Source organism: Actibacterium sp. MT2.3-13A (assembly GCF_018139985.1).
GTDB lineage: Bacteria > Pseudomonadota > Alphaproteobacteria > Rhodobacterales > Rhodobacteraceae > JAGSOU01.
In genome coordinates this window covers 1-25909 of sequence record NZ_JAGSOU010000024.1, presented here as the reverse complement: position 1 = coordinate 25909, position 25909 = coordinate 1, and the positions used below count along the sequence as shown (strand labels likewise).

General features: G+C 66.6%; 26 protein-coding genes and 1 tRNA gene. 18 read left to right on the top strand and 9 right to left on the bottom strand.

From position 1 onward, the window contains the following. Positions 1-31: 31 nt before the first annotated feature. The 6 genes from KCI33_RS16080 to KCI33_RS16055 all read left to right on the top strand — a co-directional run bounded on the left by KCI33_RS16080 (position 32) and on the right by KCI33_RS16055 (position 3242). Positions 32-391, top strand: coding sequence for an Mth938-like domain-containing protein (locus tag KCI33_RS16080; protein WP_212525823.1), 360 nt, complete (start codon positions 32-34; stop codon positions 389-391). Positions 392-483: 92 nt separating this feature from the next. Further along, positions 484-1098: a heme ABC exporter ATP-binding protein CcmA gene (ccmA, locus tag KCI33_RS16075; protein ID WP_212525822.1), complete on the top strand. Its 615-nt coding sequence runs from the start codon at positions 484-486 to the stop codon at positions 1096-1098. Continuing rightward, a complete protein-coding gene (ccmB, locus tag KCI33_RS16070; protein ID WP_212525821.1) occupies positions 1095-1751 on the top strand; it encodes a heme exporter protein CcmB in 657 nt (218 codons plus the stop codon). Before ccmA ends, ccmB begins: the two co-directional genes overlap by 4 nt. 69 nt (positions 1752-1820) lie before the next feature. Then, positions 1821-2549, top strand: coding sequence for a heme ABC transporter permease (locus KCI33_RS16065; protein WP_212525820.1), 729 nt, complete (start codon positions 1821-1823; stop codon positions 2547-2549). Beyond that, on the top strand, positions 2546-2704 hold the full coding sequence (ccmD, locus tag KCI33_RS16060) for a heme exporter protein CcmD (protein WP_212525819.1): 159 nt from the start codon (positions 2546-2548) through the stop codon (positions 2702-2704). The genes KCI33_RS16065 and ccmD overlap by 4 nt, the downstream gene beginning before the upstream one ends. Further along, positions 2697-3242 (top strand): DsbE family thiol:disulfide interchange protein, encoded by a 546-nt coding sequence (locus KCI33_RS16055; RefSeq protein ID WP_249139111.1) that lies wholly within the window; start codon positions 2697-2699, stop codon positions 3240-3242. The genes ccmD and KCI33_RS16055 overlap by 8 nt, the downstream gene beginning before the upstream one ends. Before the next feature lie 452 nt (positions 3243-3694). Here KCI33_RS16055 and acnA read toward each other — a convergent pair whose 3' ends face one another. Then, positions 3695-6442: an aconitate hydratase AcnA gene (gene acnA / locus KCI33_RS16050; protein ID WP_212525818.1), complete on the bottom strand. Its 2748-nt coding sequence runs from the start codon at positions 6440-6442 to the stop codon at positions 3695-3697. Positions 6443-6640: 198 nt separating this feature from the next. Here acnA and KCI33_RS16045 point away from each other — a divergent pair, with 198 nt between their 5' ends. Beyond that, the gene (locus tag KCI33_RS16045) at positions 6641-7336 is read left to right on the top strand and encodes a DUF1223 domain-containing protein (RefSeq protein ID WP_212525817.1); all 696 of its coding nucleotides are present in this window, start codon (positions 6641-6643) and stop codon (positions 7334-7336) included. A gap of 19 nt (positions 7337-7355) precedes the next feature. Here the strand turns inward: KCI33_RS16045 and KCI33_RS16040 are convergent, their stop codons facing one another. From KCI33_RS16040 to purB, 3 genes are all read right to left on the bottom strand, one after another. Then, positions 7356-8267 (bottom strand): lysophospholipid acyltransferase family protein, encoded by a 912-nt coding sequence (locus KCI33_RS16040; protein ID WP_249139110.1) that lies wholly within the window; start codon positions 8265-8267, stop codon positions 7356-7358. A gap of 71 nt (positions 8268-8338) precedes the next feature. Then, the gene (locus tag KCI33_RS16035) at positions 8339-8497 is read right to left on the bottom strand and encodes a hypothetical protein (protein WP_212525816.1); all 159 of its coding nucleotides are present in this window, start codon (positions 8495-8497) and stop codon (positions 8339-8341) included. A gap of 91 nt (positions 8498-8588) precedes the next feature. Then, the gene (purB, locus tag KCI33_RS16030) at positions 8589-9893 is read right to left on the bottom strand and encodes an adenylosuccinate lyase (protein WP_212525815.1); all 1305 of its coding nucleotides are present in this window, start codon (positions 9891-9893) and stop codon (positions 8589-8591) included. 65 nt (positions 9894-9958) lie between these two features. Here purB and KCI33_RS16025 point away from each other — a divergent pair, with 65 nt between their 5' ends. Together KCI33_RS16025 and KCI33_RS16020 are read left to right on the top strand one after the other, a co-directional pair. After that, complete coding sequence (locus KCI33_RS16025) at positions 9959-10396, top strand: DUF6314 family protein (protein WP_212525814.1); 438 nt, start codon at positions 9959-9961, stop codon at positions 10394-10396. A 69-nt stretch (positions 10397-10465) separates the two neighbouring features. Then, complete coding sequence (locus KCI33_RS16020; protein WP_212525813.1) at positions 10466-11065, top strand: biotin transporter BioY; 600 nt, start codon at positions 10466-10468, stop codon at positions 11063-11065. A gap of 169 nt (positions 11066-11234) precedes the next feature. Here the strand turns inward: KCI33_RS16020 and KCI33_RS16015 are convergent, their stop codons facing one another. Continuing rightward, on the bottom strand, positions 11235-12449 hold the full coding sequence (locus tag KCI33_RS16015) for a bifunctional alpha/beta hydrolase/OsmC family protein (RefSeq protein WP_212525812.1): 1215 nt from the start codon (positions 12447-12449) through the stop codon (positions 11235-11237). A gap of 164 nt (positions 12450-12613) precedes the next feature. Between KCI33_RS16015 and KCI33_RS16010 the strand changes: the two genes are divergently transcribed. After that, the gene (locus KCI33_RS16010; RefSeq protein ID WP_212525811.1) at positions 12614-13414 is read left to right on the top strand and encodes a DUF3445 domain-containing protein; all 801 of its coding nucleotides are present in this window, start codon (positions 12614-12616) and stop codon (positions 13412-13414) included. Continuing rightward, entirely contained in the window at positions 13411-14613 is a 1203-nt protein-coding gene (locus tag KCI33_RS16005; RefSeq protein ID WP_212525810.1) for a class I SAM-dependent methyltransferase, read from the top strand. The genes KCI33_RS16010 and KCI33_RS16005 overlap by 4 nt, the downstream gene beginning before the upstream one ends. 72 nt (positions 14614-14685) lie before the next feature. On the opposite strand, the gene KCI33_RS16000 is transcribed toward KCI33_RS16005, so the two are convergent. From KCI33_RS16000 to KCI33_RS15990, 3 genes are all read right to left on the bottom strand, one after another. After that, positions 14686-15711, bottom strand: a complete 1026-nt coding sequence (locus KCI33_RS16000; protein ID WP_212525809.1) for a hypothetical protein — start codon at positions 15709-15711, stop codon at positions 14686-14688. 345 nt (positions 15712-16056) lie between these two features. After that, on the bottom strand, positions 16057-17463 hold the full coding sequence (glnA, locus tag KCI33_RS15995) for a type I glutamate--ammonia ligase (protein WP_212525808.1): 1407 nt from the start codon (positions 17461-17463) through the stop codon (positions 16057-16059). 62 nt (positions 17464-17525) lie between these two features. Further along, on the bottom strand, positions 17526-17864 hold the full coding sequence (locus KCI33_RS15990) for a P-II family nitrogen regulator (RefSeq protein ID WP_212525807.1): 339 nt from the start codon (positions 17862-17864) through the stop codon (positions 17526-17528). A gap of 177 nt (positions 17865-18041) precedes the next feature. On the opposite strand from KCI33_RS15990, the gene KCI33_RS15985 reads away from it, so the two are divergent. Beyond that, positions 18042-19655, top strand: coding sequence for an NAD(P)H-hydrate dehydratase (locus KCI33_RS15985; protein WP_212525806.1), 1614 nt, complete (start codon positions 18042-18044; stop codon positions 19653-19655). A 216-nt stretch (positions 19656-19871) separates the two neighbouring features. Here the strand turns inward: KCI33_RS15985 and KCI33_RS15980 are convergent, their stop codons facing one another. Continuing rightward, positions 19872-20171, bottom strand: coding sequence for a hypothetical protein (locus KCI33_RS15980; protein ID WP_212525805.1), 300 nt, complete (start codon positions 20169-20171; stop codon positions 19872-19874). A gap of 189 nt (positions 20172-20360) precedes the next feature. Here KCI33_RS15980 and KCI33_RS15975 point away from each other — a divergent pair. From KCI33_RS15975 to KCI33_RS15950, 6 genes are all read left to right on the top strand, one after another. Continuing rightward, a tRNA-Leu gene (locus KCI33_RS15975) sits at positions 20361-20444 on the top strand. 810 nt (positions 20445-21254) lie between these two features. Continuing rightward, a complete protein-coding gene (locus tag KCI33_RS15970) occupies positions 21255-22223 on the top strand; it encodes a DNA cytosine methyltransferase (protein ID WP_212525804.1) in 969 nt (322 codons plus the stop codon). Between the two features lie 122 nt (positions 22224-22345). Then, positions 22346-22870: an HNH endonuclease gene (locus KCI33_RS15965; protein WP_212525803.1), complete on the top strand. Its 525-nt coding sequence runs from the start codon at positions 22346-22348 to the stop codon at positions 22868-22870. A gap of 11 nt (positions 22871-22881) precedes the next feature. After that, on the top strand, positions 22882-23319 hold the full coding sequence (locus tag KCI33_RS15960) for a very short patch repair endonuclease (RefSeq protein WP_249139109.1): 438 nt from the start codon (positions 22882-22884) through the stop codon (positions 23317-23319). A 399-nt stretch (positions 23320-23718) separates the two neighbouring features. Further along, the gene (gene tig / locus KCI33_RS15955) at positions 23719-25044 is read left to right on the top strand and encodes a trigger factor (protein WP_212525801.1); all 1326 of its coding nucleotides are present in this window, start codon (positions 23719-23721) and stop codon (positions 25042-25044) included. A 122-nt stretch (positions 25045-25166) separates the two neighbouring features. Beyond that, positions 25167-25766 carry a GNAT family N-acetyltransferase gene (locus KCI33_RS15950; RefSeq protein ID WP_212525800.1) on the top strand — a complete coding sequence of 200 codons (600 nt, stop codon included), beginning with the start codon at positions 25167-25169 and terminating at the stop codon, positions 25764-25766. Positions 25767-25909: the final 143 nt, after the last annotated feature.

Below are 25909 nucleotides of genomic sequence, written 5' to 3'. Positions count from 1 at the left end.
GCAGCGGCCGGCCGGACCTAGGATTCCGCCCATGCGCCTGAACGAGATCCTTTTCACCGACGCGCGGCCCGTCGACGGCTACGGCCCCGGGTTCTTTCGCGTGGGCGGGCAGGTGATCGAGGGGCCGGTGCTGCTGACCGCCAAGGACACGCGCAGCTGGGGCGGGCTGGAGGATGTCGCGCCGCTGCTGGCGCTGGCCGGGCATGTGGATGTGCTTTTCGTCGGCACCGGTGCCGAGACCGCGCATATCCCGCCCGCGCTGCGCAAGCGGCTGGAGGCGGCGGGGCTGGGGGTCGAGACCATGGCCACCGGACCCGCGGCCCGCACCTACAACGTGCTGTTGTCGGAGGGGCGGCGCATCGCTGCGGCGCTGTTGCCGGTGGAGGGGTAGGGCCGCCTCCGGCGGGAGTATTTTCACCAAGAAGAAGGGGCCGGGGTTTTGCCGCTTTCGCGTGGGGCGGCAATCGGCTATCGGGGAAGGCTATGGATTTGCGCGTGACCGATCTTGCCTGCGCCCGGGGGGGCGTGCCCGTTCTGGAGGGGGTGAGCTTCGCCCTTTCGGGCGGGCATGCGCTGTTCCTGCGCGGGCCGAACGGCATCGGCAAGACCACGCTGTTGCGCACGCTCGCCGGGCTGCAGCCGCCGTTGGCGGGCGAGATCTCGGTGCCGGCGGAAAGCATGGCCTATGCCGCCCATGCCGATGGGCTGAAGGGCACGCTGAGCGTGGCCGAGAACCTGCGCTTCTGGGCGCGGGTGTTCGGCACCAGGGGTATCGACCGGGCGCTGGAGCGGTTCAACCTGGTGGACCTCGCCGACCGGCAGGCGCAGAACCTCAGCGCCGGGCAGAAGCGCCGGCTGGGGCTGGCGCGGCTCCTGGTCACCGGGCGGCCGATCTGGGTGCTCGACGAGCCCACGGTGTCGCTCGACGCGGAGTCGGTGCAACTTTTCGGGCAGGCGGTGCGGGACCATCTCGATGCGGGCGGCTCGGCGCTGATCGCCACCCATATCGATCTCGGGTTCCTCGCCGAGGAACTGGAACTGACGCCGTTCCGGGCCGTGCCGCGCGATCTTGAGGATTTCGACGAGGCCTTCGCATGATCGCGCTGCTGACCCGGGACATGATGCTGGCGGTGCGCGCGGGCGGCGGCTTTGGCCTTGGCCTGGCGTTTTTCCTGATCGTGACCGTTCTGGTGCCCTTCGGCGTCGGGCCGGAAAGCGGCGTGCTGCGCGAGATCGCGCCGGGGATCCTGTGGATCGGGGCGCTGTTGGCCTGCCTGCTGTCGCTCGACCGGATCTTCGCGCTGGATTACGAGGATGGCTCGCTCGACCTGCTGGCCACGGCGCCGGTGCCGCTGGAGGGCGTGGTGGCGATGAAGGCGATCGCGCATTGGGTGACGACGGGCCTGCCGCTGGTGCTGGCCGCGCCGGTGCTGGGCGTGCTGCTGAACCTGGAGGCGGGCGCCTTCGGCTGGCTGGTGCTGAGCCTTGCGGCCGGCACGCCGGCGCTGAGCATGATCGGCACCTTCGGTGCGGCGCTGACCGTGGGGCTGAAGCGCGGCGGGCTGCTGTTGTCGCTGCTGGTGCTGCCGCTCTATGTGCCGACGCTGATCTTCGGCGCGCTGGTGGTGACGCGCGGGGCCGCGGGCATGGCGGCCACGCCGTCTCTGCTGATGCTGGGCGGCATAACCTGCGCCTGCCTCGCGCTTCTGCCTTTTGCCGCGGCGGCGGCGATCCGCATCAATCTGCGATAGGTCAATCTGCCGCCCCGTCACACGCGCTATTGAATTGAGAACCCGCCACACAGGACATAAGTAGGCTTCATGTCGATCTGGGAATACGCCAATCCGAAGAAATTCATGCAGACCTCGGGGGTCGTGCTGCCGTTTCTCGTCGTGCTGACGGTTCTGGCGCTGGGCGCCGGGCTGGTCTGGGGGTTCTTCTTCACGCCCGAGGATTACAAGCAGGGCTCGACCGTCAAGATCATCTATATCCATGTGCCCGCGGCCATGATGGCGATCAATGCCTGGGCGATGATGCTGGTGGCCTCGCTGATCTGGCTGATCCGCCGCCACCATGTGAGCGCGCTGGCGGCGCGCGCCGCGGCGCCCGTCGGCATCGTGTTCACCCTGATCGCCCTGGTGACCGGCGCCTTCTGGGGTCAGCCGATGTGGGGCACCTGGTGGGAATGGGATCCGCGGCTCACCTCTTTCCTGGTGCTGTTCCTGTTCTACCTGGGCTATATCGCGCTGTGGGAGGCGATCGAGAACCCCGATGCCGCGGCCGACCTGACCTCGGTGCTGTGCATGGTGGGCTCGGTCTTCGCGATCCTCAGCCGCTACGCGGTGAATTTCTGGAACCAGGGCCTGCACCAGGGCGCGACGCTGAGCATGGACGCCGAGGAGAACATCGCCAACGTGTTCTATGTGCCCCTGCTGATCAGCATCGCTGGGTTCATCCTGCTGTTCCTGACTCTGGTGCTGCTGCGGACGCGCACCGAGATCCGGGTGAGGCGGATCCAGGCGCTGCAGGCGCGGGAGAGGATGGGATGATGCCGGATCTTGGGAAATACGCGGTCGCGGTGCTGTCCTCCTACGGGGTGACGCTGGGGCTGCTGGCCGCCCTTGTTGGGCTGACCTTGTGGCGGGGCGCGCGTGTGCGCCGCCAACTGGACGAGATCGAGGAGCGCCGGTCGAGACATGGCTGAGAAGAAGAAGTTTTCTGTGATGATGATCCTGCCGCCGCTGATTTTCGTCGGCGTGGCGGCGCTGTTCTTCTTCGGGATGCTGCGCGACGATCCCGACACGCTGCCCTCAACCCGGATCGGCAAGCCGGTGCCGGGCGTCGATCTGGCGCCGCTGGCGGGGCTGCCGTTGCTGACCGACGAGGTGCTGGCGGAGCCCGGCGTCAAACTGGTGAATTTCTGGGGCACCTGGTGCGTGGCCTGCCGGCTGGAACACCCGCAGCTGCTGCGCATGGCCAATGAACTGGACATCACCGTTCACGGCGTGAACTACAATGACGAGCCCGAGCGCGCGGAGGCCTATCTGGAGAAGGAGGGCAACCCCTTCACCGCGTTGGGCGAGGATACGACCGGGCGCACCAAGATCGACTGGGGCGTCTACGGCGCGCCCGAGACCTTCGTGATCGATGGCGAGGGGATCGTGCGGCTGCGCTTTGCCGGGCCCATCACCGAGGACATCCTGCGCCACACCATCCTGCCGGCGATCGAGGCCGCGAAGTAGCGGTCAGGACGCCAGGCCCAGCACCAGGATGAAGGCGATCAGGGCCAGCGCCTCGAATGCGGGCGCGGAACGGATAAGGTTTTTCGTCGAATCGAACATGGTCACTCTGTCTGTCTTCCACAGGTTGCCTTTGGGTCAATGCGGAGGATCTAGCGCAGGGCCGGTTAACAGTCTCTGAAAAACCGGGGCGCCCTTCTGGAACAGAGTGTTTCCTCACCCTGAGGTTGTGCGCGCGGCGGCCACGCGGCCCGTGGCGGGCGTGGGTTTCAGGTGGGGAAACAATCGGCGGCGCGCCCCCGTCCGAAAGGCGGGGGCGTATTCGCGTCCGCGCGCGTGCACCGGGGAATCACCCCGGCCCGGCGTGGGCCGAAGGCGCCGTCGGACCCGCGGGCGCCGGGCATAGAAAAATCCGCCCCCCTGGGGGCGGGTTCGAATGTTTCAGGCGCCGGGCCTCAGGCCTTGGCGAGGTTGCGCAGAACGTAGTGCAGCACGCCGCCGTTCTCGACGTATTCCTTCTCGACCGCGGTATCGATCCGGCATTTCAGCGCGATCTCTTTGGTCGAACCATCCGCGTAGGTGATGGTGCAGGGCACCTCGCTCAGCGGTTTCAGATCGCCTTCGAGCCCGTGGATCGAGACCGTCTCGTCGCCCTTCAGGCCCAGCGACTTGCGGGTGTCGCCGCCGGTGAACTCGAAGGGGATGACGCCCATGCCCACCAGGTTCGAGCGGTGGATGCGCTCGAAGCTTTCGGCGATCACGGCCTTCACGCCCAGCAGGCTGGTGCCCTTGGCCGCCCAGTCGCGCGAGGAGCCCGCGCCGTACTGCTCGCCGCCGAAGATCACCAGCGGGGTGCCGGCCTCCTTGTAGGCCATTGCCGCGTCGAAGATGGCGGTCTGCGCGCCGTCCGGGCCCTTGGTGTAGCCGCCCTCGACCCCGTCCAGAATCTCGTTGCGGATGCGGATGTTGGCGAAGGTGCCGCGCATCATCACCTCGTGGTTGCCGCGACGCGAGCCGTAGGAGTTGAACTCGCGCACCGGCACCTGGCGCTCGGTCAGGTATTTGCCGGCGGGCGTTTCGGCCTTGAAGGAACCCGCGGGCGAGATGTGGTCGGTGGTCACCATGTCGCCCAGGATCGCCAGAACGCGCGCGCCCTCGATGTTCGAGATCGTGCCGGCCTCGGTCCCCATGCCCTGGAAATAGGGCGGGTTCTGGATGTAGGTCGAGCTGGCCGGCCAGTCATAGGTCTCGGCATCCGTGGTCTCGACCGATTGCCACTTGTCGTCGCCCTTGAAGACATCGGCGTATTTCTTCTGGAAGGCTTCGCGGGTGACGGTCTCATGCACCAGGTCGGCGACCTCCTTGTTGGTCGGCCAGATGTCCTTGAGGTAGACGGGGTTGCCGTCCTTGTCCTCGCCCAGCGGCTCGGAGCTGAGGTCGATGTTCATGTCGCCCGCGATCGCGTAGGCCACCACCAGCGGCGGCGAGGCCAGGTAGTTGGCGCGCACGTCGGGGCTGATGCGGCCCTCGAAGTTGCGGTTGCCCGACAGAACGGCGGTGGCGACCAGATCGGCCTTGGAGATCGCCTCGGAGATTTCCTTCTGCAGCGGGCCGGAGTTGCCGATGCAGGTGGTGCAGCCATAGCCCACCAGGTTGAAGCCGATGGCGTCGAGATCCTCCTGCAGGCCGGCGGCCTCCAGGTATTCCGACACGACCTGGCTGCCCGGCGCCAGCGAGGTCTTGACCCACGGCTTGCGGGTCAGCCCCAGCGCGCGCGCCTTGCGCGCCACCAGGCCGGCCCCGATCATCACATAGGGGTTCGAGGTGTTGGTGCAGGAGGTGATCGAGGCGATCACCACCGAGCCATCGCGCAGCTTGTATTCCTCGCCCGCCACCGCGACCGATTTGCGGACGTCGTTCGACGCGGTGATGGTGTCGCCCTCGGCGGCCATGTCGCGCGCCTCGTCGGTGGTGTCGATGCCGCGGAACTCGCTGACCACCTTGTAGAAGCTCTCGGCGGCCTGGTTCAGGGGCGTGTAGTCCTGCGGGCGCTTGGGACCCGAGATCGCGGGCACGATGGTGCCCATGTCGAGTTCCAGCGTGTCGGTGTAGACCGGGCTGTAATCGGCTGTCCGCCAGAAGCCGTTCTCCTTGGCATAGGCCTCGACCAGCGCGATGCGGTCCTCGTCGCGGCCGGTCTGGCGCAGGTAGCGCAGGGTCTCGTCGTCGATCGGGAAGAAGCCGCAGGTGGCGCCGTATTCGGGGGCCATGTTGGCGATGGTCGCGCGGTCGGCCAGCGGCAGGTGATCGAGACCCTCGCCGTAGAATTCGACGAACTTGCCCACCACGCCCTTCTTGCGCAGCATCTCGACGACCTTCAGAACCAGGTCGGTGCCGGTGGTGCCCTCGACCATCTGGCCGGTCAGCTTGAAGCCCACGACCTCGGGGATCAGCATCGAGATCGGCTGGCCCAGCATCGCGGCCTCGGCCTCGATGCCGCCCACGCCCCAGCCCAGCACGGCCATGCCGTTGACCATGGTGGTGTGGCTGTCGGTGCCGACCAGCGTGTCGGGATAGGCGACCTGCTCGCCGTTCTGGTCGGCGTCGGTCCAGACGGTCTGGGCCAGGTATTCCAGGTTCACCTGGTGGCAGATGCCGGTTCCCGGCGGCACGACGCGGAAGTTGTTGAACGCCTTCTGACCCCATTTGAGGAAGGTGTAGCGCTCCAGGTTGCGCTCATATTCGCGGTCCACGTTCATCTGGAAGGCGCGCGGGTTGCCGAACTCGTCGATCATGACCGAGTGGTCGATGACCAGGTCCACCGGGTTCAGCGGGTTGATCTTCTGCGCGTCGCCGCCGAGCGCCTTGATGCCGTCGCGCATCGCGGCCAGATCCACCACGGCCGGAACGCCGGTGAAGTCCTGCATCAGCACGCGCGCCGGGCGATAGGCGATCTCGCGGGGGTTCTTGCCGCCCTTCTGGGCCCATTCCGCGAAGGCCTTGATGTCATCGGTCGAGACGGTCTTGCCGTCCTCGAAGCGCAGCATGTTCTCCAGCACCACTTTCAGGGCGGCGGGCAGGCGCGAGAAATCGCCCAGGCCCGCGGCTTCGGCGGCGGGGATCGAGTAATAGGCGACGGTGGCGCCGCCCGCGCTGAGCGTGCGGCGGGTCTTGGCGGTGTCTTGTCCGACGATGATGGTCATGGTTGGCTCCCTCAGATGCAACGGGGGTATCTGCTGGCCTGCTCTTGCCTGATCGCGCCCGCGCGATCAAGGGGGAGGATGCTAATTTGTATACCACGGTGCACAAAAAATCCCGCTCGCGCCGCTCTCTCGAAACCTTGATTGGCAAGGCCCCGTCTGCTGGCTTAGGAAAGAGGCATTGGCAACCCGGGAAAAGGCATGTTCATGCGCGCAGTGATCGGCTCGATTCTATCGCTCTGGATGGCCGCGGCGGCGGCCTGGGCCGGCGAGCGGCCCGTGGTGATCGAGCTTTATACCTCGCAGGGCTGCTCTTCCTGTCCGCCGGCCGACGCCTTCCTGGCCGAACTGGCGCAGCGCGATGACGTGATCGCGCTGGCGCTGCATGTGGACTATTGGGATTACATCGGCTGGAAGGACATTTTCGCCAACCCCGGCTTCACCGCCCGGCAGAAGGCCTATGCCCGCGCCGCCGGCGCGCGCACCGTCTACACGCCGCAGATGGTGATCGGCGGGGTCGATCACGTCGTCGGGCTTCAGCCCATGCAGGTGGCTGACCTGATCGCCGCCCACCGCGCCGCGCCTTCGCCGGTCGAGCTGGGGGTGGAGCGCCGCGAGGGTGGCTTCGTGGTCCGCGCACGCAGCGCCAAGCCGGGGCCGATGCGGGTGCAACTGGTGCGCTACCTCCCCGAGAAGACGGTGCAGATCAAGCGCGGCGAGAACAGCGGGCGCACCCTGCGCTATAGCAATATCGTGACCGAATGGCGCGCCCTCGCGGACTGGGACGGCACCGCGCCGCTGGAACTGGCGGTGCAGGCCGGGGGAGAGCAGCCGGCGGTGGTGCTGGTGCAGCGCCACGGGCCGGGGCGCATCCTGGCCGCGGCGCGGCTGCGCTGAGACCGGCCCGGCGCCGGGCTCAGGCCTTCCAGCGGCGGTGGATCCAGAACCACTGCCCCATGTGGCGCCGCGCCATCGCCTCGATGCTGTCGTTCACCGCCTGCATCATGTCGGCCGGATCTCCGGGCGGGATCGGGGCCTCGATCACCACTTCGAAGCTCAACCCGTCGGGCTGGCGGATGCCATAGGCCGGCACCAGCGGCGCGTCGAATTTCAGCGCCAGCTCGGCGGCCGACAGGGCGGTCTTGGCGGGCGCGCCGAAGAACCTCAGCGGCACCCCCCGCTTGACGTTGAGATCGACCAGGAAGGCCGTCATCCCCCCCGATTTCAGGAAGCGCAGCAGATTCGCCAGCCCGCGCCGCCCGCGGGGAAAGACGGGTTGCCCGATACGCTCCAGCGCCGCGACATAGTGCTTGTTGAAATAGACGTTGCGCATCGGGTTGTAGAGCCCGCCGATGCGGTAGCCCCGCGCCATCAGCGCCACGCGGGCGACGTCGTAATTGCCGAAATGGCCAGTGACCAGCACCACCGGCCGGCCGGCCCGGTGGGCCTCTTCCAGGGCCGGCAGGCCGGGGCCGCGGATCGGGCTGTCCTTGACCCGGGCGATGAATTCGGCGCCGGAATACATCTCCATCCAGCTGCGCGCCGCATTGTCGGGCACGGCGCGCTGCAGCCGCCTGACCTCGGCCTCGGGCAGGTCGGGGCAGACGAGGGCGAGGTTGTCGCGGATGCGCCGGTCATAGCCGGCCAGCGGTGCCAGCACGCGCGACATCACCCAGCCGGCCAGCGGGATGCGGCGCGCGTAGGGCAGGCGCAGCGCACCGCGGATCAGCCCGTGCACCACCGCATTGAGCAGCCACGAGCCTACGCCACGTCCGCGCTTCGCCTTGTTCTTCTTGTCCTCGGCCATCGTCCCGCCTGGCTTGTCCATCCCCACGCCTTCGGGGTGCGGTCAGACATAGTTCCGGCGGGCGGCGATCACAAGCGCGGGCCGGGTCGCGCTCAGCTGGTGGCCTTGTCGACGCAGGCGCCGGTGGCGGCGTCGAAGCTCTGGTTTTCCCCGCACTGATGGGCGGTCTTTTCCCACTGGCAGCCGTTGGCCAGCGCCAGGGCGGGCGAGAGGGTCAGTGCAAGCGCGGCAAGAACGGTCTTAATGGACATGGCAAAGCTCTCCGTTTCTCAATGCGCGGAATGCTAGCACGGCTTGCCGTCCGGTCAAAACGCGCCCGGACCAGCCGGGCGCGTTCAGGTATCATTCGCCGAAAACGCGGGCGAAGATCGTGTCCACATGCTTGGTGTGGTAGCCGAGGTCGAATTTCTCCTCGATCTCGGCAGGGCTGAGCGCGGCGGTCACCTCGGGGTCGGCCAGAAGCTCGGTCTTGAAGTCCTTGCCTTCCTCCCAGACCTTCATCGCGTTGCGCTGCACCAGGCGGTAGGCGTCCTCGCGCGACACGCCGGCCTGCGTCAGGGCCAGCAGCACGCGCTGGCTCATCACCAGGCCGCGGAACTTGTTCATGTTCGCCAGCATGTTCTCGGGATAGACCACCAGTTTTTCGATCAGTCCGGCCAGACGGTTCAGCGCGAAGTCGAGGGTCACGGTGGTGTCCGGCCCGATGCCGCGCTCGACCGAACTGTGCGAGATGTCGCGCTCATGCCAGAGCGCAACGTTCTCCAACGCCGGCACCACCGACATGCGCACCAGGCGGGCGAGGCCGGTGAGGTTCTCGCTGAGCACCGGGTTGCGCTTGTGCGGCATGGCCGAGCTGCCCTTCTGACCCTTGGAGAAGAACTCCTCGGCTTCCAGAACCTCGGTGCGCTGCATGTGGCGGATCTCGATCGCGATGTTCTCGATCGAGCTGGCGATCACGCCCAGCGTGGCGAAGAACATCGCGTGGCGGTCGCGCGGGATCACCTGGGTGGAGATCGGCTCGGGCGTGAGCCCCATCATCTTGCAGACATGCTCTTCCACGGCCGGGTCGATATTGGCGAAGGTGCCCACCGCGCCCGAGATCGCTCCGGTGGCGATCTCCTCGCGCGCGGCGATCAGGCGGCGCTTGCCCCGGTCCATCTCGGCGTAGAAACGGGCAAAGGTCAGGCCCATCGTGGTCGGCTCGGCATGGATGCCGTGGCTGCGGCCGATGCGGACCGTATCCTTGTGCTCGAAGGCGCGGCGCTTGAGCGCGTCGAGAACCTTGTCCATATCCGCGATCAGGATGTCGGCGGCGCGGGTCAGCTGCACGTTGAGGCAGGTGTCCAGCACGTCCGAGCTGGTCATGCCCTGGTGGACGAAACGTGCCTGTTCGGAGCCCACATGCTCGGCCAGGTGGGTGAGGAAGGCGATGACGTCATGCTTGGTGACGGCCTCGATCTCGTCGATGCGGGCGACGTCGAACTCGACATCCTTGGCCTTCCAGACGGCCTCGGCGTTCTCTTTCGGGATCACGCCCAGCTCGGCCTGCGCATCGCAGGCATGGGCCTCGATCTCGAACCAGATGCGAAACTTGGTCTCGGGCGACCAGATGGCGGTCATCTCGGGGCGGGAATAACGGGGGATCATCGGCGCAACCTTGTGTTTCCGGGGTTTGCCGGGTCTCATAGCGGGCGCGGCGAAAGGGGGCAAGCATGCAGCAGACCGAGGGCACGCGCCCGGCGCTGGCGGACTTCGAGGGACGCTGGCGCCTGGAGCGCGAAATCGACGACGCGAAGGCGGGCCAGAGGGCGCGGTTTTCCGGCACGGCCACCTTCACGCGCGAGGCCGCCGGTGGACTGCTGTGCGATGAGGCGGGAACGCTGATCCTGCCCGGCCAGCCGCCGCTGGCCGCCGCCCGGCGCTACCTGTGGCGTGCCGAGGGCGGCGATATCGCGGTTTTCTTTCACGACGGCCGGCCCTTTCACCTGATCGCGCCCGGGGCGCGGCCCGAGGCCGGCCATGACTGCCCGCCCGACCTCTACCAGGTGCGCTACGATTTCCGGCGCTGGCCGGAGTGGCGGGCCGAATGGCGCGTGAGCGGACGGCGCAAGGATTACCTCATGCGAAGCACCTACGCTCGGCTGGTGTGATTGAAACCTTGCGCGACACGCGGCGCTGGGGCACAAAGCTGCAAACACTGTAGAAAGGGAGATCCGGGGATGGCTCTTGCAATGACGGACAGGGTGCTGAGCGAAGCGTTCGGCGCGAACGAGGGGACGGCGCGCCGCATCAAGCAGGCGGCGCTGGTGGTGCTGGGCGTCGCCGTTCTGGCGATCGCCGCCAAGATCAAGGTGCCGATGTGGCCGGTGCCGGTGACCATGGGCACCTTCGCCGTGCTGACCATCGGTGCGGCCTATGGGCCGCGGCTGGGTCTGGCGACCATCCTGGGCTATATGGCCGTGGGCGCGCTGGGCTTCGACGTCTTCGCCGGCTCCTCGGCGGAAAAGGCCGGTCTCGAATACATGATGGGCGGCACCGGCGGCTACCTGCTGGGCTACGTTCTGGCCACGCTGGCGCTGGGCCTGGCCGCGCGCCGCGGCATGGACCGTTCGGTGCTGGGCATGGGCGCCGCGATGCTGGTGGGCAACGCGCTGATCTATGTGCCGGGCCTGCTGTGGCTGGGGCAGCTCTACGGCTGGGACAAGCCGATCCTGGAATGGGGTCTCACCCCGTTCCTCGTCGGCGACGCGCTGAAGCTGGTGCTGGCGGCGCTGATCGTGCCGGGCGCGTGGAAGCTGGTCGGCCGCGCCCGCGGCTGACCGGGGTTCCGCCGTTTGTGAAATCGAGAGGCGCAGCCGTTGGCTGCGCCTCATTTCTTTTTGCCCTTCGGGCAGTTGTTTCGCGCCTGCGGCGCGAGAGTATTTGGCGCCAAGAAGAAGGGGGCTGGGGGCTTCTTCTTGGCATAAATACTCAAAATGCGCCGCGGGCTCAGTCGCGCAGGCGGGTTTCGACTTTGGAACTGCGGGTCAGGGTCTGGTGCACCGGGCATTTGTCCGCGACCTGGAGCAGGCGGGCGCGCTGGTCGGCATCGAGTTCCCCCTCGAGCGTTATCTCGCGGATGAAGCGGTCGATCTTGAGCTCGGCGCCATGCGCGGCGTCCTGGGCGTGGACCTTGTCATGGGTGACGTCTACCCGCAGATGGGCGAGCGGCCAGCCCTTGCGCCGGGCATAGAGGCGGAGGGTCATCGAGGTGCAGGCGCCGAGGCCGGCGGCGAGGAAACCGTAGGGCGACATGCCGCGGTTGGTGCCGCCATAGGCTTCGGGTTCGTCCGCCAGCGCGTGGTGATGCGGCCCGTGCTGGACGTCCTGCAGGAAGCCCTCGGGGTCGATCTCGCAGACGCGGACGATGCCCTCGGGCGCGCCGGGGGGCGGGGGCGGGGCCTGGAGGCCGAGCCGTCGGGCGACCCAGGCGGCGATCATGTCGGCCGCGTATTCGGCATCGGCGGGGTCGGAGACCAGGTGATCGGCATCGTCCAGGGTGACGAAGCTCTTGGGATGCCCGGCGGTGCGGAAGATCGCGTGGGCGTTCTCGATCCCCACCACCCCGTCGCGCGTCGCGTGCATCACGAGCAGCGCGCGGTTCAGCCCGGCGATGGCGGGTTCCAGCCGCTCGGCGGCGATGTCGTCGGCGAAATCGCGGGCGACGCGGACGGTCCTGCCGCCCAGCGACATCTCGATCACCCCCGCGGGGGTCAGCGTGGGATGGGCGGGGGCGAAGTTGCGGGCGACATGATCGGGGTCGAAGGGGGCGCCGATGGTCACCAGCGCCTTGACGTTGCCCAGGCGCGGCGCGGTTTTCAGCACCGCCGCGCCGGCCAGCGAATGGCCGATCAGCAGGTCGGGCGCCATGCCGCGGGTCTCCAGGTGGCGGGCGGCGGCCTCGAGATCCTGCACGTTGGCAGCAAAGCGGGCGTTTCCGAACTCTCCGCCCGAATGGCCGAGCCCGGTGAAATCGAATCGCAGCACCGCGATGCCCATCGCGGCCAGCCTTTGCGCGATGCGGCGCGCCGCGGCGATATCCTCGCCGCAGGCGAAGCAATGGGCAAAAAGCGCGGTGGCCAGATGCGGCCCCTCGGGCAGGTCGAGCCGGGCGGCGAGCGGGGCGCCGGCATGGCCCGGGAAGGTGAGTCTTTCCATCGGCATGATGTGATCCCTGCTGTGACTTGTCGGGCCCAGAGTGGGCCGCGCGCCCGCCGGCCGCAACCCGGAGGCTGCCTGCGTCACGCCTTGGTGAGGGCCTGTGACGGCGCTGCGCCGGGGGACGGATTCGGCCTTTGAGAGGCGCGCGGGGGCGTTATAAGGGGGGCATGGCGATCCTGCAGAAAACACTTCCCCACACGCCCTGGGCGGACCCGCGGATGTCGCGTCTGCCGGGGATCCTGCCGCTCGACCCGGCCGACTGGCTGGTGGTGGACGAGGCCTACGCCGGCCAGATGGCCGAGCGCGACCGGCTGTTCGCGCAGGCGCCGGACAAGGTCCATGCCCTCGACCCGGCCGCGCTGCCGGCGGCGCGGGAGCTGCTGGACAGGGTGCTGGCGCATCTGGCCGCGCGCGGCGATTTCGGGATCGCGCAGGGGGCCGTGACCCGGCCCGACGGGGTGCGCGTGCCGATCGACCGCGACGCGCCGCTGTTGACCGCCGGGCGGCTGGTGCAGGAGGATCTGTGCCTGATGGAAAAGCGCGGCGCGGAGCATGTGCTGACCGGCGCGGCGCTGTGTTTTCCCGCCAGCTGGACGCTGGCGGAGAAATTCATGCGCCCGCTGATCCGCCTCCATGTCCCGGTGGCGCCCTATGACGAGGATATCGCCCGGCGCGTGCAGCGCCTGTTCGACGGCCTCGCGCCGGGGCGGATGCTGTGGCGGGCGAACGCGCATCTCTACGAGGATCCGGCGCTGTTCCAGCCGCGCCCGGAGGCCGCGCCGCGCAGCGACGCGGCGGGCGCCGCGCCCTTCATGCGGTCCGAGCGGCAATGCCTGCTGCGCCTTCCCGAGAGTCGCGCCGTGGTGTTCTCGATCCACACCTATGTCGTTCGGGTGGAGGATCTCTCGGCAGACCAGAAGGCGACGCTGGACGGTCACGCGGCTGCCGGACGGGACATGCGCCGATGAGCGAGGTGCAGGCGCAATACGAGGCCTATCCCTATCCCGAACGCGACCCGGCGGATGAGCGCCGGCGGCTGATCACCGGCTCGCCCTCGCACCCCTGGGAGATCGACCATTTCCTGTTCGCGGGCCAGCGCGACTGGACGCGGCCGCTGCGCGCGCTGATCGCCGGGGGCGGGACGGGCGACGGGCTGATCCAGCTGGCCGCGCTTCTGACGGCGGCGGGGCGGCCCTACGAAATCACCTATCTCGACCTTTCCACCGCCGCGCGCGCCATCGCGGAGGAGCGGGCGCGGGTGCGCGGGCTGACCGGCATCCGGTTCGAGACCGGCAGCCTGCTGGAGGCCGCCGATTACGGCACCTTCGACTATATCGATTGCTGCGGGGTGCTGCATCACCTGCCCGAGCCGCAGGCGGGGTTCGACGCGCTGTCGCGCGCGCTGGCGCCGGGCGGCGGGATCGGGCTGATGGTCTATGCGCCTTACGGGCGCTCGGGCGTCTATCCCTTGCAGGAGGCGTTCGGCGCGCTCGGGGCGGGGCTGGCGCCGCGGGACAAGCTGACGATGGCGAAGCGGGTCTTCGCGGGGTTGCCCGAGGGTCACCCGTTCAAGCGCAACCCGCATCTGGTCGATCACGACGCCAGCGACGCGGGGTTCTACGACCTGCTGCTGCACAGCCAGGACCGGCCCTACACGGTGAACGAGCTTGACGACAGCCTCGCGCGGGCGGGGCTGGAACTGGTCAGCTTCACCCAGCCGGCGCTTTACGATCTGGACCTTCTGCTGCCCGAGGGCGTGCGCGCGCCGGCGGGGCTGGACCGGACCCAGCGCATGGCGCTGGCGGAGAAACTGCGCGGCACGATCAAGACCCATGTCGCCTATGCGGTGGCGGCGGGGCGGGGGGCGCAGGCGCTGGCGCGGCCCTCGGACCTGAGCCTGGTGCCGCAGATCAAGGGCGGCACGGGGGCGCAACTGGCGCGGGTGGCGGCCGCCAAGGGCGCGTTGCGCCTGACCCAGGGGGCCGAGAAGATCACCGTGCCGCTGCCGAAATCCGCGGCCCCTCTGCTGGCGGCGATCGACGGACGGCGCAGCCTGGGCGGGATCGCGCAGCGCGCGGGGCTCGACCCGGTGGGATTCGCCGCCGCCTGGGCGCCGCTGCACCGGGCGCTGGGCGACTGGGGGCTGATGCTCTACGCCCGGCCGTGAGGCCAGGGGGCGGCGTCGCCCAAACACGAAAGGCCCCGCGCGCGGCGGGGCCCTGTCGGTGTCGCGGGGCGATCAGATCAGCGAGATCAGCTGGTCGGTGATGCCCGCGAAGTTCAGCGCGATGCCGACGCCGGTCAGCGCCATCGCCCGCGCCGTCATCTTCAGGTTCTCGCCGGCGAGGATGTTGTAGATCATCATCGCGAACCCGGCCGGGAACATCATCACCATGATGGTCAGGGTCATCACATAGACGGTCAGCTGCTCGGGCAGTTCGGGCTCCGCCTTGGGCGCATCGAGCTTGACGTCCTCGATCTCGATCAGGTCGCTGGCGAAGATCGCCAGGCGCGAGCGGCGCAGCTTTTCCTCGCTGGGGGCAATGTTGGGCAGGATGTCCGTCCAGCCGCTGCGCGGGGTGTCCTCGACGGTTTCGGCATCGTGGATCTGGGCGTGCTCGGGATCGACGACCTGGGCGAAGCTCTCGTCGAGGCGGGTGTGGTTCTCCGCCACGCCCATGTAGCCGGCCGAAAACCGGCCCAGCCCGCCCGGAAGGGTGCCCTCCAGCGGCTTGGGGCGCGGCACGCGGTTTCCGGTGGCCTTGGGACGGCGCGGCGTCACCGTGGGTTGCGCGTTGGTCGGGTTCTCGAACTCTTCGGCGGTGAACAGGGTGTTGGTGTGGTGCCAATGCACCAGGCTTGCCTCGTGGCTGCGCAGCACCTGGCGCACGACGTGGTAGCAGACCGACACGCGCAGCCGCTCGGGCACGCTGCGGCCGGCGCCATCGGAGACCGACACGGTCAGCGTGTCGGTGTAGTCATGCAGCATCCCGGCGATTTCCTCCTCCGAGCTGCGCACCTGGTTGGGGCGGCCCGAGGCGGCCAGCGCCTCGGCCGCGACCGGCACCTGGCCGCGGGCGACGCGCAGCGTCAGGCGGTCGTTGGTGAACAGCGCGTAGAGGTGCTCGTCCACCTCGATCTCGTCGAATTCGAGGGCGATATTGCGGAACGTCCGCTTCAACTCGTTGATCAGACCGACGAAATCGAGATCCGGCGGGCCATCAAACAGGATGGTCGCGGTCGTGCTGCTCGTGAAATCCGACATGGTTCAACTCCGTAACCCGGATGTTTTCCGTTGCTTCGACACTGGCCGGGGAATGGGGAGACAGTTGGGCTTGATTGGGGAGATTTCCGTTCCAATTGGGCAGGCGTTAACCATTCTCGCCACATTGGAAACGCATTTCGGCGCAACGGCGGCGGCGCGGGGCCGCATCGGCCGCGCCGGGCCGGGGTGTCGGCATGAGGATCATCCGGAAGACGGGGGATTCGCGTCGTTCGCCACGCGGGCGTGGCGCTCTGCCGGCAGCCGCCTCAAAGGATTCGCGGCCGGCGCACAAGAAAAAGGCCCCCGACGCGCGGGGGCCTTTCCAAATCGCTCTGTCCCGGGGGATCAGCAGCTGTAGTACATCTTGAACTCGATCGGGTGCGGGGTGTGCTCGTAGGCGTAGACCTCTTCCCACTTCAGGTTCAGGTAGCCCTGGATCTGGTCCTTGGTGAACACGTCGCCGGCCAGCAGGAAGTCGTGATCGGCCTCCAGGCACTCCAGCGCCTCACGCAGGCTGGCGCAGACGGTGGGGATGCCCTGCAGCTCTTCGGCGGGCAGATCGTAGAGGTTCTTGTCCATCGCCTCGCCCGGATCGATCTTGTTCTTGATCCCGTCGAGACCGGCCATCAGCAGCGCCGAGAAGGCCAGGTAGGGGTTGGCGGACGGGTCGGGGAAGCGGGCCTCGACGCGCTTGGCCTTCGGCGATTCCGTCCACGGGATCCGGACGCAGCCCGAACGGTTGCGGGCCGAGTAGGCGCGGAGAACCGGGGCCTCGAAGCCGGGGATCAGGCGCTTGTAGGAGTTGGTGGAGGGGTTGGTGAAGGCGTTCAGCGTCTTGGCGTGCTTCAGGATGCCGCCGATGTAGTAGATCGCCTCCTGGCTGAGGTCGGCGTATTTATCGCCCGCGAAGAGCGGCTTGCCGTCCTTCCAGATCGACATGTTGACATGCATGCCGGTGCCGTTGTCGCCGTAGATCGGCTTGGGCATGAAGGTGGCCGACTTGCCATAGGCATGCGCCACGTTGTGGATGACGTATTTGTATTTCTGCAGGTGGTCGGCCTGCTCGACCAGGGTGCCGAAGATCAGCCCCAGCTCATGCTGGCACGTCGCCACCTCGTGGTGGTGCTTGTCGACCTTCATGCCCATGCGCTTCATGGTGGACAGCATCTCCGAGCGCAGATCCTGCGCGTCGTCGAGCGGGTTCACCGGGAAGTAGCCGCCCTTGACGCCCGGGCGGTGGCCCGTGTTGCCCATCTCATACTCGGTGTCGGTGTTCCAGGCCGCGTCCTGCGCGTCCACCTGGTAGGACACCTTGTTCATCTCGACCGAGTAGCGCACATCGTCGAACACGAAGAATTCGGCCTCGGGGCCCCAGTAGGAGACGTCGCCGATGCCGGAGGACTTCAGATAGGCCTCGGCCTTCTCGGCGGTGCCGCGCGGGTCGCGCTCGTAATGCTCGCCGGTGTCGGGCTCGACGACCGAGCAATGGATCGCCAGCGTCTTCTCGGCGTAGAACGGATCCATGTAGATGCTGTTGGTGTCGGGCATCAGCTTCATGTCCGAAGCTTCGATCGACTTCCAGCCGGCGATCGACGAGCCGTCGAACATGAAGCCTTCGTCGAGGAAATCTTCGTCCACCAGGTCAGACACCACGGTGACGTGCTGCAACTTGCCGCGCGGGTCGGTGAAGCGGATGTCGACATATTCGACACCTTCGTCCGCGATGGCCTTGAGAACTGCGTCTTTGCTCATGTGACCTTCTTCCCTTCTTTGGATTGGTCTCGTCTGGCCGGGCAGGGGGCCCGTGCCGATTATTACAATGCGTCTTCGCCGGATTCGCCGGTGCGGATGCGGATCGCCTGCTCGACCGGCGAGACGAAGATCTTGCCGTCGCCGATCTTGCCGGTCTTGGCCGCGGTGATGATCGCCTCGACCGCGTTGTCGACCAGATCGTCGGGCAGCACCACCTCGATCTTAACCTTGGGCAGAAAATCCACCACGTATTCCGCGCCGCGATAGAGTTCGGTATGGCCTTTCTGACGGCCGAAGCCCTTGACCTCGATCACGCTGAGACCCTGCACGCCGATCTCCTGCAGCGCCTCTTTCACCTCGTCGAGCTTGAAGGGCTTGATGATCGCCTCGATTTTCTTCACGGCTGCCGACTCCCTTGGAATATGCGTTCGATTGGTCACAGACCACTTTCGCCGCGCGGCTACAATTGGCTAGGCTGGACGGCGGAAGCCGCCCGCGCGGATTCCGAATGACGTGATTAAAAATTGTGCAACTTGCTGCTGTGATGTGCGGTTTGTGAACTTTTGAGGCGCCAAGGAATGCGTGAACTTCTGACATCTGCCCAAATGCGCGCCATCGAGCAGGCCGCGATGGGCTCCGGCGCGGTCTCCGGGCTGGAGCTGATGGAGCGCGCCGGCCGCGGCGTGGTCGAGGCCATCTTCGAGGAATGGCCGGCGCTCGCCCGCGCGCCGCAGCGCGCGGCGGTGCTCTGCGGGCCGGGCAACAACGGCGGCGACGGCTTCGTCGTGGCGCGGCTGCTGGAGGCCTGGGGCTGGGCGGTGGAGCTGTTCCTCTACGGCGATCCGGCGGCGCTGCCCCCTGACGCCCGGGCCAATTTCGAGCGCTGGGGGCGCAGGCCGGGCACGATCGAGGAGGCCACGGCCCGCGACGATCTGCAGGCGGATGTCGTGGTCGATGCGCTGTTCGGCATCGGCCTTGTCCGGCCGCTCGAGGGGCTCGATGCGCTTCTGCGGCTGCTGTCGGGGCGGGGCGAGGGCCGCCCCGCCATCGTCGCGGTGGACATCCCCAGCGGTCTGTGCGCGGACAGCGGCCGGGTGCTGGCCGGGGAGGGGCTGCATGGTCCCGCGGCGGTGTCGGCGGATCTGACGGTGACGTTTCACCGCGCCAAGCTCGGCCATGTGCTCGGCGACGGCCCCCGCCATTGCGGCCGGCTGGTCTGCAAGGACATCGGGCTTTCTTCTTGGGAGAAAATACTCCCGCCGGAGGCGCCCGATCTCTGCCACCGCGCCGCGCCCGCGGACCCCGCGCTCATGGCGAAGTCGCAGGGCGATCACAAATACGCCCACGGTCACGCGCTGATCCTGTCGGGGCCGAAGGCGCGCTCGGGCGCGGCGCGGCTGGCGGCGCGCGGCGCGCTCAGGATCGGGGCGGGGCTGGTTACCGTGGCGGCGCCGAAATCGGCGCTTGAGGAATGCGCGGCGCAGCTGACCGCGATCATGCTGCGGCACTGCGACGGCGCCGCGGGGCTGGACGAGTTGCTTGAGGATGCGCGGCTCAACGCGCTGTGCCTCGGCCCGGGGCTGGGCCTGGGGGGCGAGACCCGCGACCTGGTCCGCCGTGCCCTGCAATCGGGCCGGGCCTGCGTGCTGGACGCCGATGCGCTGAGCGTGTTCGCGGAGGCGCCCGAGGCGCTGTTCGAGATGCTGCATGGCGGCTGCGTGCTGACCCCGCATGGCGGCGAGTTCGCGCGCCTCTTTCCCGACATCGCCGCGAAACTGGAGGCCCCCGCCGAGAGCGGCCCGGCCTGGTCGAAGGTCGAGGCGACCCGCGCCGCCGCGGCGCGTGCGGGCTGCGTGGTGCTGTTCAAGGGGGCGGACACGGTGATCGCCGATCCGACCGGGCGCTGCGTGGTCAACGCGGCCTGCTACGCGCGCGCCGCGCCCTGGCTGGCGACGGCCGGGGCGGGGGATGTTCTGGCGGGGTTCATCACCGGGCTGCTCGCGCGCGGGCTGGCGCCGATGCGCGCGGCCGAAACCGCCGCCGCGCTGCATGTGGAGGCTGCTCTGGAATTCGGCCCCGGCCTGATCGCCGAGGATCTGCCGGAGGTCCTGCCGCGGGTGCTCCGCGCGCTGGAACTTCAGGCCGGCGCAGGGCTGCAGGTGCCGGCGTGGACCGGTCGCCCGTCGGCATAGATCACCTGCGGGTGATCGAATTCGAGGCGGAACGCCCGTGGCGCGGGTGTGTCGATGCGACGGAGCACGCGCATGCCGGCGCGGGTGATGATCCGGTCGCCGGAGCACAGAAATTCGACCGGCATCGCGCCATCCATCGTCAGGACGACGGTGCCGGCGGTCAGTCCCGCCGGGGCCCCGTCGTCGTCGGAAGCGCGCCGTGCCCGGGCGCGGCTGTCATTTGGAGTCCTGTCCGCTGTCATCGTGCACCGTGTAATGTGGGAAGCAATGGTCGCCGAGCACATAGACGGTCTGGTGCTCGTCGAACTCAAGAGTGAAATGTTGCTGGTCGTAGGTATGCACGCGTTTCACCGGGCTCGCGCCGGAGCGGGTGCATACGCGGTCGCCGAGGTGGATATCCTCCACCGGCAGCGCGCCGCGCAGGGTCAGGACGATCGTGCCGGCCGGCATGGTTGCGGCGGGGTAGCGCCTGATCCGCGAGGAGGGCCTCAAATTCTCGGGTCTGTAATAGGTCATGACGGGTCTCGCTGATGGCCGCGAAGCGGGGGGTGCCTTTCTCCTCCTTCATCATGACACCAGAATGTGTCAAAAATCGGTAAACGCGGCCCGCTTTCCGCGGTTCTTTTTCCTCTCGCATCCCCGGGCAGGCTTTGCTAGAAGGGCGCGAAATTCCGGGGCGGCCCTTTGGGCTGCCTTCGTGGTTTAGCGGGTGTGGCGGAACTGGTAGACGCACCAGATTTAGGTTCTGGCGCCTTTGGCGTGGGGGTTCAAGTCCCTCCACCCGCACCATACTGATTTCAAAGGGAAATTCTGTTCGCTTTTGTTCCGCTTTTGGGTCAAAAGTGCCATGCTGGTCACTTTGTTAGTCACTTTCACGTTTTGTGCTCTGCTGCTGATGGTGCTGTTGAGCGGCCTTTGACAGGCGCTTCTGATCGCCTTGGCCAAGGTGTTTTTCTCCAATTCCTGGGTCAGGTGACCGGTGACTGCCATGGATCATGGTGTTGGTGCAGCGGGTCTTCGCGAGGTCCTTGGCCGCGGTGTAGCGCCAATCTATGCTCCCCGCGGGAGCCGAGTTTTCCTGAAGATCAACTCGAGCGCCGGAGTGATGGGCCACACTTGGCCCGCTTGCGGGGAACACCTCGACCGGCGGAAGTGGTTGCTGCGTACCTACTTCAGCTACTTTACGGGGCAAATGTTTGGGTGCGGCTTCGGCGGGGGCAACAGGCCTGAACTACAAGGCTAGTGCTGCCTAGTCGCGATAAATAGGCCGACCAGCACCGCGAAGACGATCCACAGATAGAGTTTGGCGAAGGCTTTTGGGTTCTTGTCCAACATGTCCCGGCTCTAGCACCGCGGGGGGCGGTGTGTCTAGGTAGGGGCCAAGCGCCCGTCGGCATCCGCCCCGGTAAGACAAGGTCTGTTAGCCGCTCATTAATCTGTCAGCGTTTACTGTGACCGCGCATGATGTGGAGCATATTTAGAATCCCTACCAGTAGGGTGTGTGCTTGCGCCTCCCACATGATGTTGTCGATCTGTTCTTGTGTGGGCGTCGCGACTCTGGCTAAATAGCCACTCAAAGACGAAGCAGGAGGCGGGAACATGGCAAGAACATGCGTGGAGATCTGTGCAGGAGCTGGCGGTCAAGCTCTTGGTCTTGAGTATGCAAAATTTGAACCCGCCGCGCTGCTCGAAATCGAACGTATCGCGTGTGAAACACTCCGACTGAACCGGCCGGCCTGGAATGTAATCGAAGGCGACGTGCGGCAGTTCAGCGGTATGCCGTATGAAGGTGCCGATCTGCTCGCCGGAGGTGTTCCTTGTCCGCCTTTCTCTATTGCGGGGAAACAGCTGGGTGCGGCTGACGAGCGGGATCTGTTCCCTGAGGCCTTGAGACTTGTCGAGGAGATCAAACCTCGTGCGGTGATGTTGGAGAACGTTCGTGGCTTTCTGGGCGCTGTATTCGAAGACTACCGTTTGGAACTGAAGAACCGGCTTAATGATCTCGGCTACGAATGCGACTGGCGTCTTCTGAACGCATCCGATTTCGGTGTCTCTCAGTTGCGCCCGCGGGTGGTGATCGTTGCCCTGCGCAAGGACGAGTGGAAGCATTTCCACTGGCCTCAGGTTGAAGAGGACAACCCAAAATCCGTTGGCGAGGTCCTCTACCCTCTAATGAAGGCCAGAGGCTGGCGAGGTGCCGCCAAATGGAAGAAAATGGCGGACGACATTGCGCCCACCGTGGTTGGTGGTTCAAAGAAGCACGGGGGCCCCGACCTCGGACCGACCCGAGCAAAGAAGGCTTGGGCGACCCTTGGCGTCTGCGGAAAAGGTGTGGCCGACGCCCCGCCGGATCGGGATTTTGTCGGCATGCCTCGCCTCACGGTCCCGATGGTGTCCCTGCTTCAAGGTTTCCCGCTGGAATGGAAGTTCGCGGGGCGGAAAACCGCTGCGTACCGCCAGGTCGGCAACGCCTTCCCTCCGCCGGTCGCAGCGGCCGTGGCTGGCAGGATCCATGCGGCTCTGGATGCCGCTGATATTGAGGAAGAAAGTCGCCGCTCGGTTGCATAGCCTGAACTCTGGATTACATAATCGATCGAACCTACTGGGGAGATCGAGTCGTGGCAGGAAGAAAGGTAGAGGGGGCTCGTTCCCTTCTCAGGCGCCATTTCTTGAAGAATATCGGTCGAGTAATGGATGGCGACGAGCTGAGGCCCGTTGCTAAGAACATTACGGAATGGGCTCGACGCGTTCGAGAACTTCGTGATGAAGAAGGGTACCAGATTCTGACCCACAATGATCGGGCCGATCTGAAGGCGGGCCAATATCTACTGCTAGATCCGGTTCCGCGACCGAAAAACGCGAGGAAGATTTCGAAGGAAACCCGGGCCATAGTTCTCGAGCGAGACGGCTATACATGCCAGACTTGCGGCGCTGAAGCAGGCCAACCCCATCCTTACGATTCTGGGAGAAAAACCCGGCTGCATCTTGGACATATCTTGGACAAGAGTAAGGGGGGCACCGATGATCCGGACAATCTTAAGGCTCAGTGCTCAATCTGCAATGAGGGATTGGCCAATATCACGCCGATCAGGCCGGATGAAGCAGACTTGCTAGCCAGAATTAGACGCGCCCGATCATCCGATCAGCAGAAGGTTCTGAAATGGCTGATCGACAAGTTTCCCGCGGCGGCCAAGGAGCATATCTCCAATCTATGACAGGACAACCGATGACCCGGTCCGAGAACATGGCGCGGATCAGGTCAAGAGATACGAAACCGGAAATGATTATTCGCCGCGGGCTCCACGCCTGCGGTTTCCGTTTCAGACTCCATCGTAGGGATTTGCCGGGGCGTCCGGATATCGTCCTTCCTCGCTACCATGCTGTGATCCAAGTCCACGGCTGTTATTGGCATGGCCACGACTGCCTGGGCCGATCGCCAAAGACCAACAAGAGCTATTGGGGGCCGAAGATCAGCCGCAACCGCGAGAGAGATGCCTTGAATACTTCCGCACTTCGGGCTGCTGGATGGCGCGTCCTGATCGTCTGGGAATGCTGCATGAAGGGGGCCGCCCGGTGGGATGAGAAGGAACTCATCCATGCAGTCGCCGATTGGGTGACCAGCGATTCTGAGTTTGGAGAGATTGAAGGGATTCGGGCTTCATAGGGCACCGTCCATATGTGTCGCTGGAAAGCCATCACTTGGTGCCCGGGTCCAACTTGCCCCGTTCGCTCAACCTGAAGTCGTGAAATGCGCGTTGTAGCATGAGGTGGCCCGCGCGTCAGTTTTTTGGGTGGATTCCCGCCGGGTTTTTCTCTAATAGCGGCACGTCAAACGGCTCACTTCGGTGAGCATCAGCGGGTGGATTTTTCTTGTGGGCTAGCCCTGGGGAATTTCTCGAGGTCGTAGTTAGTCACTTTACCCCTAGAAAGGGCGAAAAAAGTGACTAACAAATCGCCTAAGTCATTGAATTGTAACACAATTCATAAGATTTAGGTTCTGGCGCCTATGGCGTGGGGGTTCAAGTCCCTCCACCCGCACCAAGGATGTGAGAGAGGAAGACACATGCAGGTCACCGAGACCCTGAACGAAGGTCTGAAGCGCGGCTATCAGATCACCGTCACCGCCGCCGAACTTGAGGCCAAGGTCAACGAGAAACTGGTCGAGGCCCAGCCCGAGATCGAGATGAAGGGCTTCCGCAAGGGCAAGGTGCCCATGGCCCTGCTGAAGAAGCAGTTCGGCCAGCGCCTGCTGGGCGAGGCGATGCAGGAAAGCGTCGACGGCGCCATGAACGCGCATTTCGAGGAAACCGGCGCCCGCCCGGCGGCCCAGCCCGACGTCAAGATGACCAACGAGGACTGGAAAGAGGGCGACGACGTCGTCGTCGAGATGACCTATGAGGCGCTGCCCGACGTCCCCGAGCTGGACATGAAGGGCGTCAGCCTAGAGAAGCTGGTGGTCAAGGCCGCCGACGAGGACGTGCAGGACGCGCTGAAGAACCTCGCCGAAACCGCTCAGGAGTTCGAGGACAAGGACGGCGCCGCCGACGAGGGCGATCAGGTCGTGTTCGACTTCCTCGGCAAGGTCGACGGCGAAGCCTTCGAGGGCGGCGCGGCCGAGGATTACCCGCTGGTGCTGGGTTCGGGCGCGTTCATCCCCGGCTTCGAGGATCAGCTGAAGGGCGCGAAGGCCGGCGACGAGAAGAATGTCGAGGTGACCTTCCCGACCGAGTATGGCGCCGAGCACCTGGCCGGCAAGGATGCCGTGTTCGAGTGCAAGATCAAGGCCGTGAAGGCCCCGAAGGCGGCCGAGATCGACGACGAGCTGGCCAAGCGCTTCGGCTCCGAGGATCTGGAGGCGCTGAAGGCCCAGGTCGCCGAGCGCCTGGAGGCCGAATACGCCGGCGCCTCGCGCGCGGTGATGAAGCGCAAGCTGCTGGACATCCTCGACGAGATGGTCAGCTTCGAGCTGCCGCCGAGCCTGGTCGAGGCCGAGACCAAGCAGATCGCGCATCAGCTGTGGCACGAGGAGCACCCCGAGGTGCACGGCCATGAGCATGGCGAGATCGAGCCCACCGACGAGCACAAGAAGCTGGCCGAGCGCCGCGTGCGCCTCGGGCTGCTGCTGGCCGAACTGGGCCGCAAGGCCGAGGTCGAGGTGACCGACGCGGAGATGACCCAGGCCATGATGAACCAGGCCCGCCAGTACCCGGGTCAGGAGCAGGCCTTCTTCCAGTTCGTGCAGCAGAACCCGCAGATGCAGCAGCAGATCCGCGCGCCCCTCTACGAGGACAAGGTCGTGGACTACCTGTTCGAGCTGGCCGAGGTCACCGAGAAAGAGGTCTCCAAGGACGACCTGCAAAAGGCCGTCGAGGCCCTGGAAGACGAATAAGACGCCTTCCGGGAACGGAATGCAGGGGCCGCCCGGTTGGGCGGCCCTTTTGCGTCGCACCCCTTGCCATCGCGCCCGGCCGCCCTTAGCCCGGAGGCGGGACCGAGAAAAGGGGCAGGGCGATGGAGCTGAAGAACGGGTTCTACGACGTGCCGCCGGGCAAGCTGGCGGCGGTGGTCACGCATCTGGAGATGCGCGCGCGGGTGCCGCTGCGTCCGGCGGGCGCGCCTGAGGGCGTGACCCTGACGCGCGTGCAGGCGCCCGCCGCCGACTGGTATCGCGCCCTGTTCCGCGCGGTCGGCGCCGAGGACTGGCTGTGGTTCTCGCGCCTCGTGATGGCGGAGGAGGCGCTGGCGGCGATCCTGCGCGACCCGCGGGTCGAGGTCTACGCCCTGCGCGCGGGTGGCGCGGACAAGGGCCTGCTGGAGCTGGATTTCCGGCAGGAGGGCGAATGCGAGCTGGCGTTTTTCGGCCTCGCGTCCGAGCTGATCGGCGGCGGGGTGGGGCGCTGGCTGATGAACCGCGCGATCGAGATGGCCTGGCGCCCCGGCATCGCGCGCTTCCACGTCCATACCTGCACGCTGGACAGCCCGCAGGCGCTGCCCTTCTACATCCGCAGCGGGTTCGTCCCGTGGCGGCGCCAGGTGGAGATCGCCGACGATCCGCGCCTGACCGGGCTGCTGCCCGAGACCGCGGCGCCGCAGGTGCCGATCCTGCGCTGAGGCGGGCAGGCGGCGCCCTCGGCGCCGAATGGCTGAACGCCAACTGACCTGCCCCCCGGTGGTCCCTCGTTCATAACGAGAGTCTGCGGGTTTGGGATTGGTAGTTGGGTTGGTCGGTTTGGGCAAGCGCGCCGGGAGCGGAG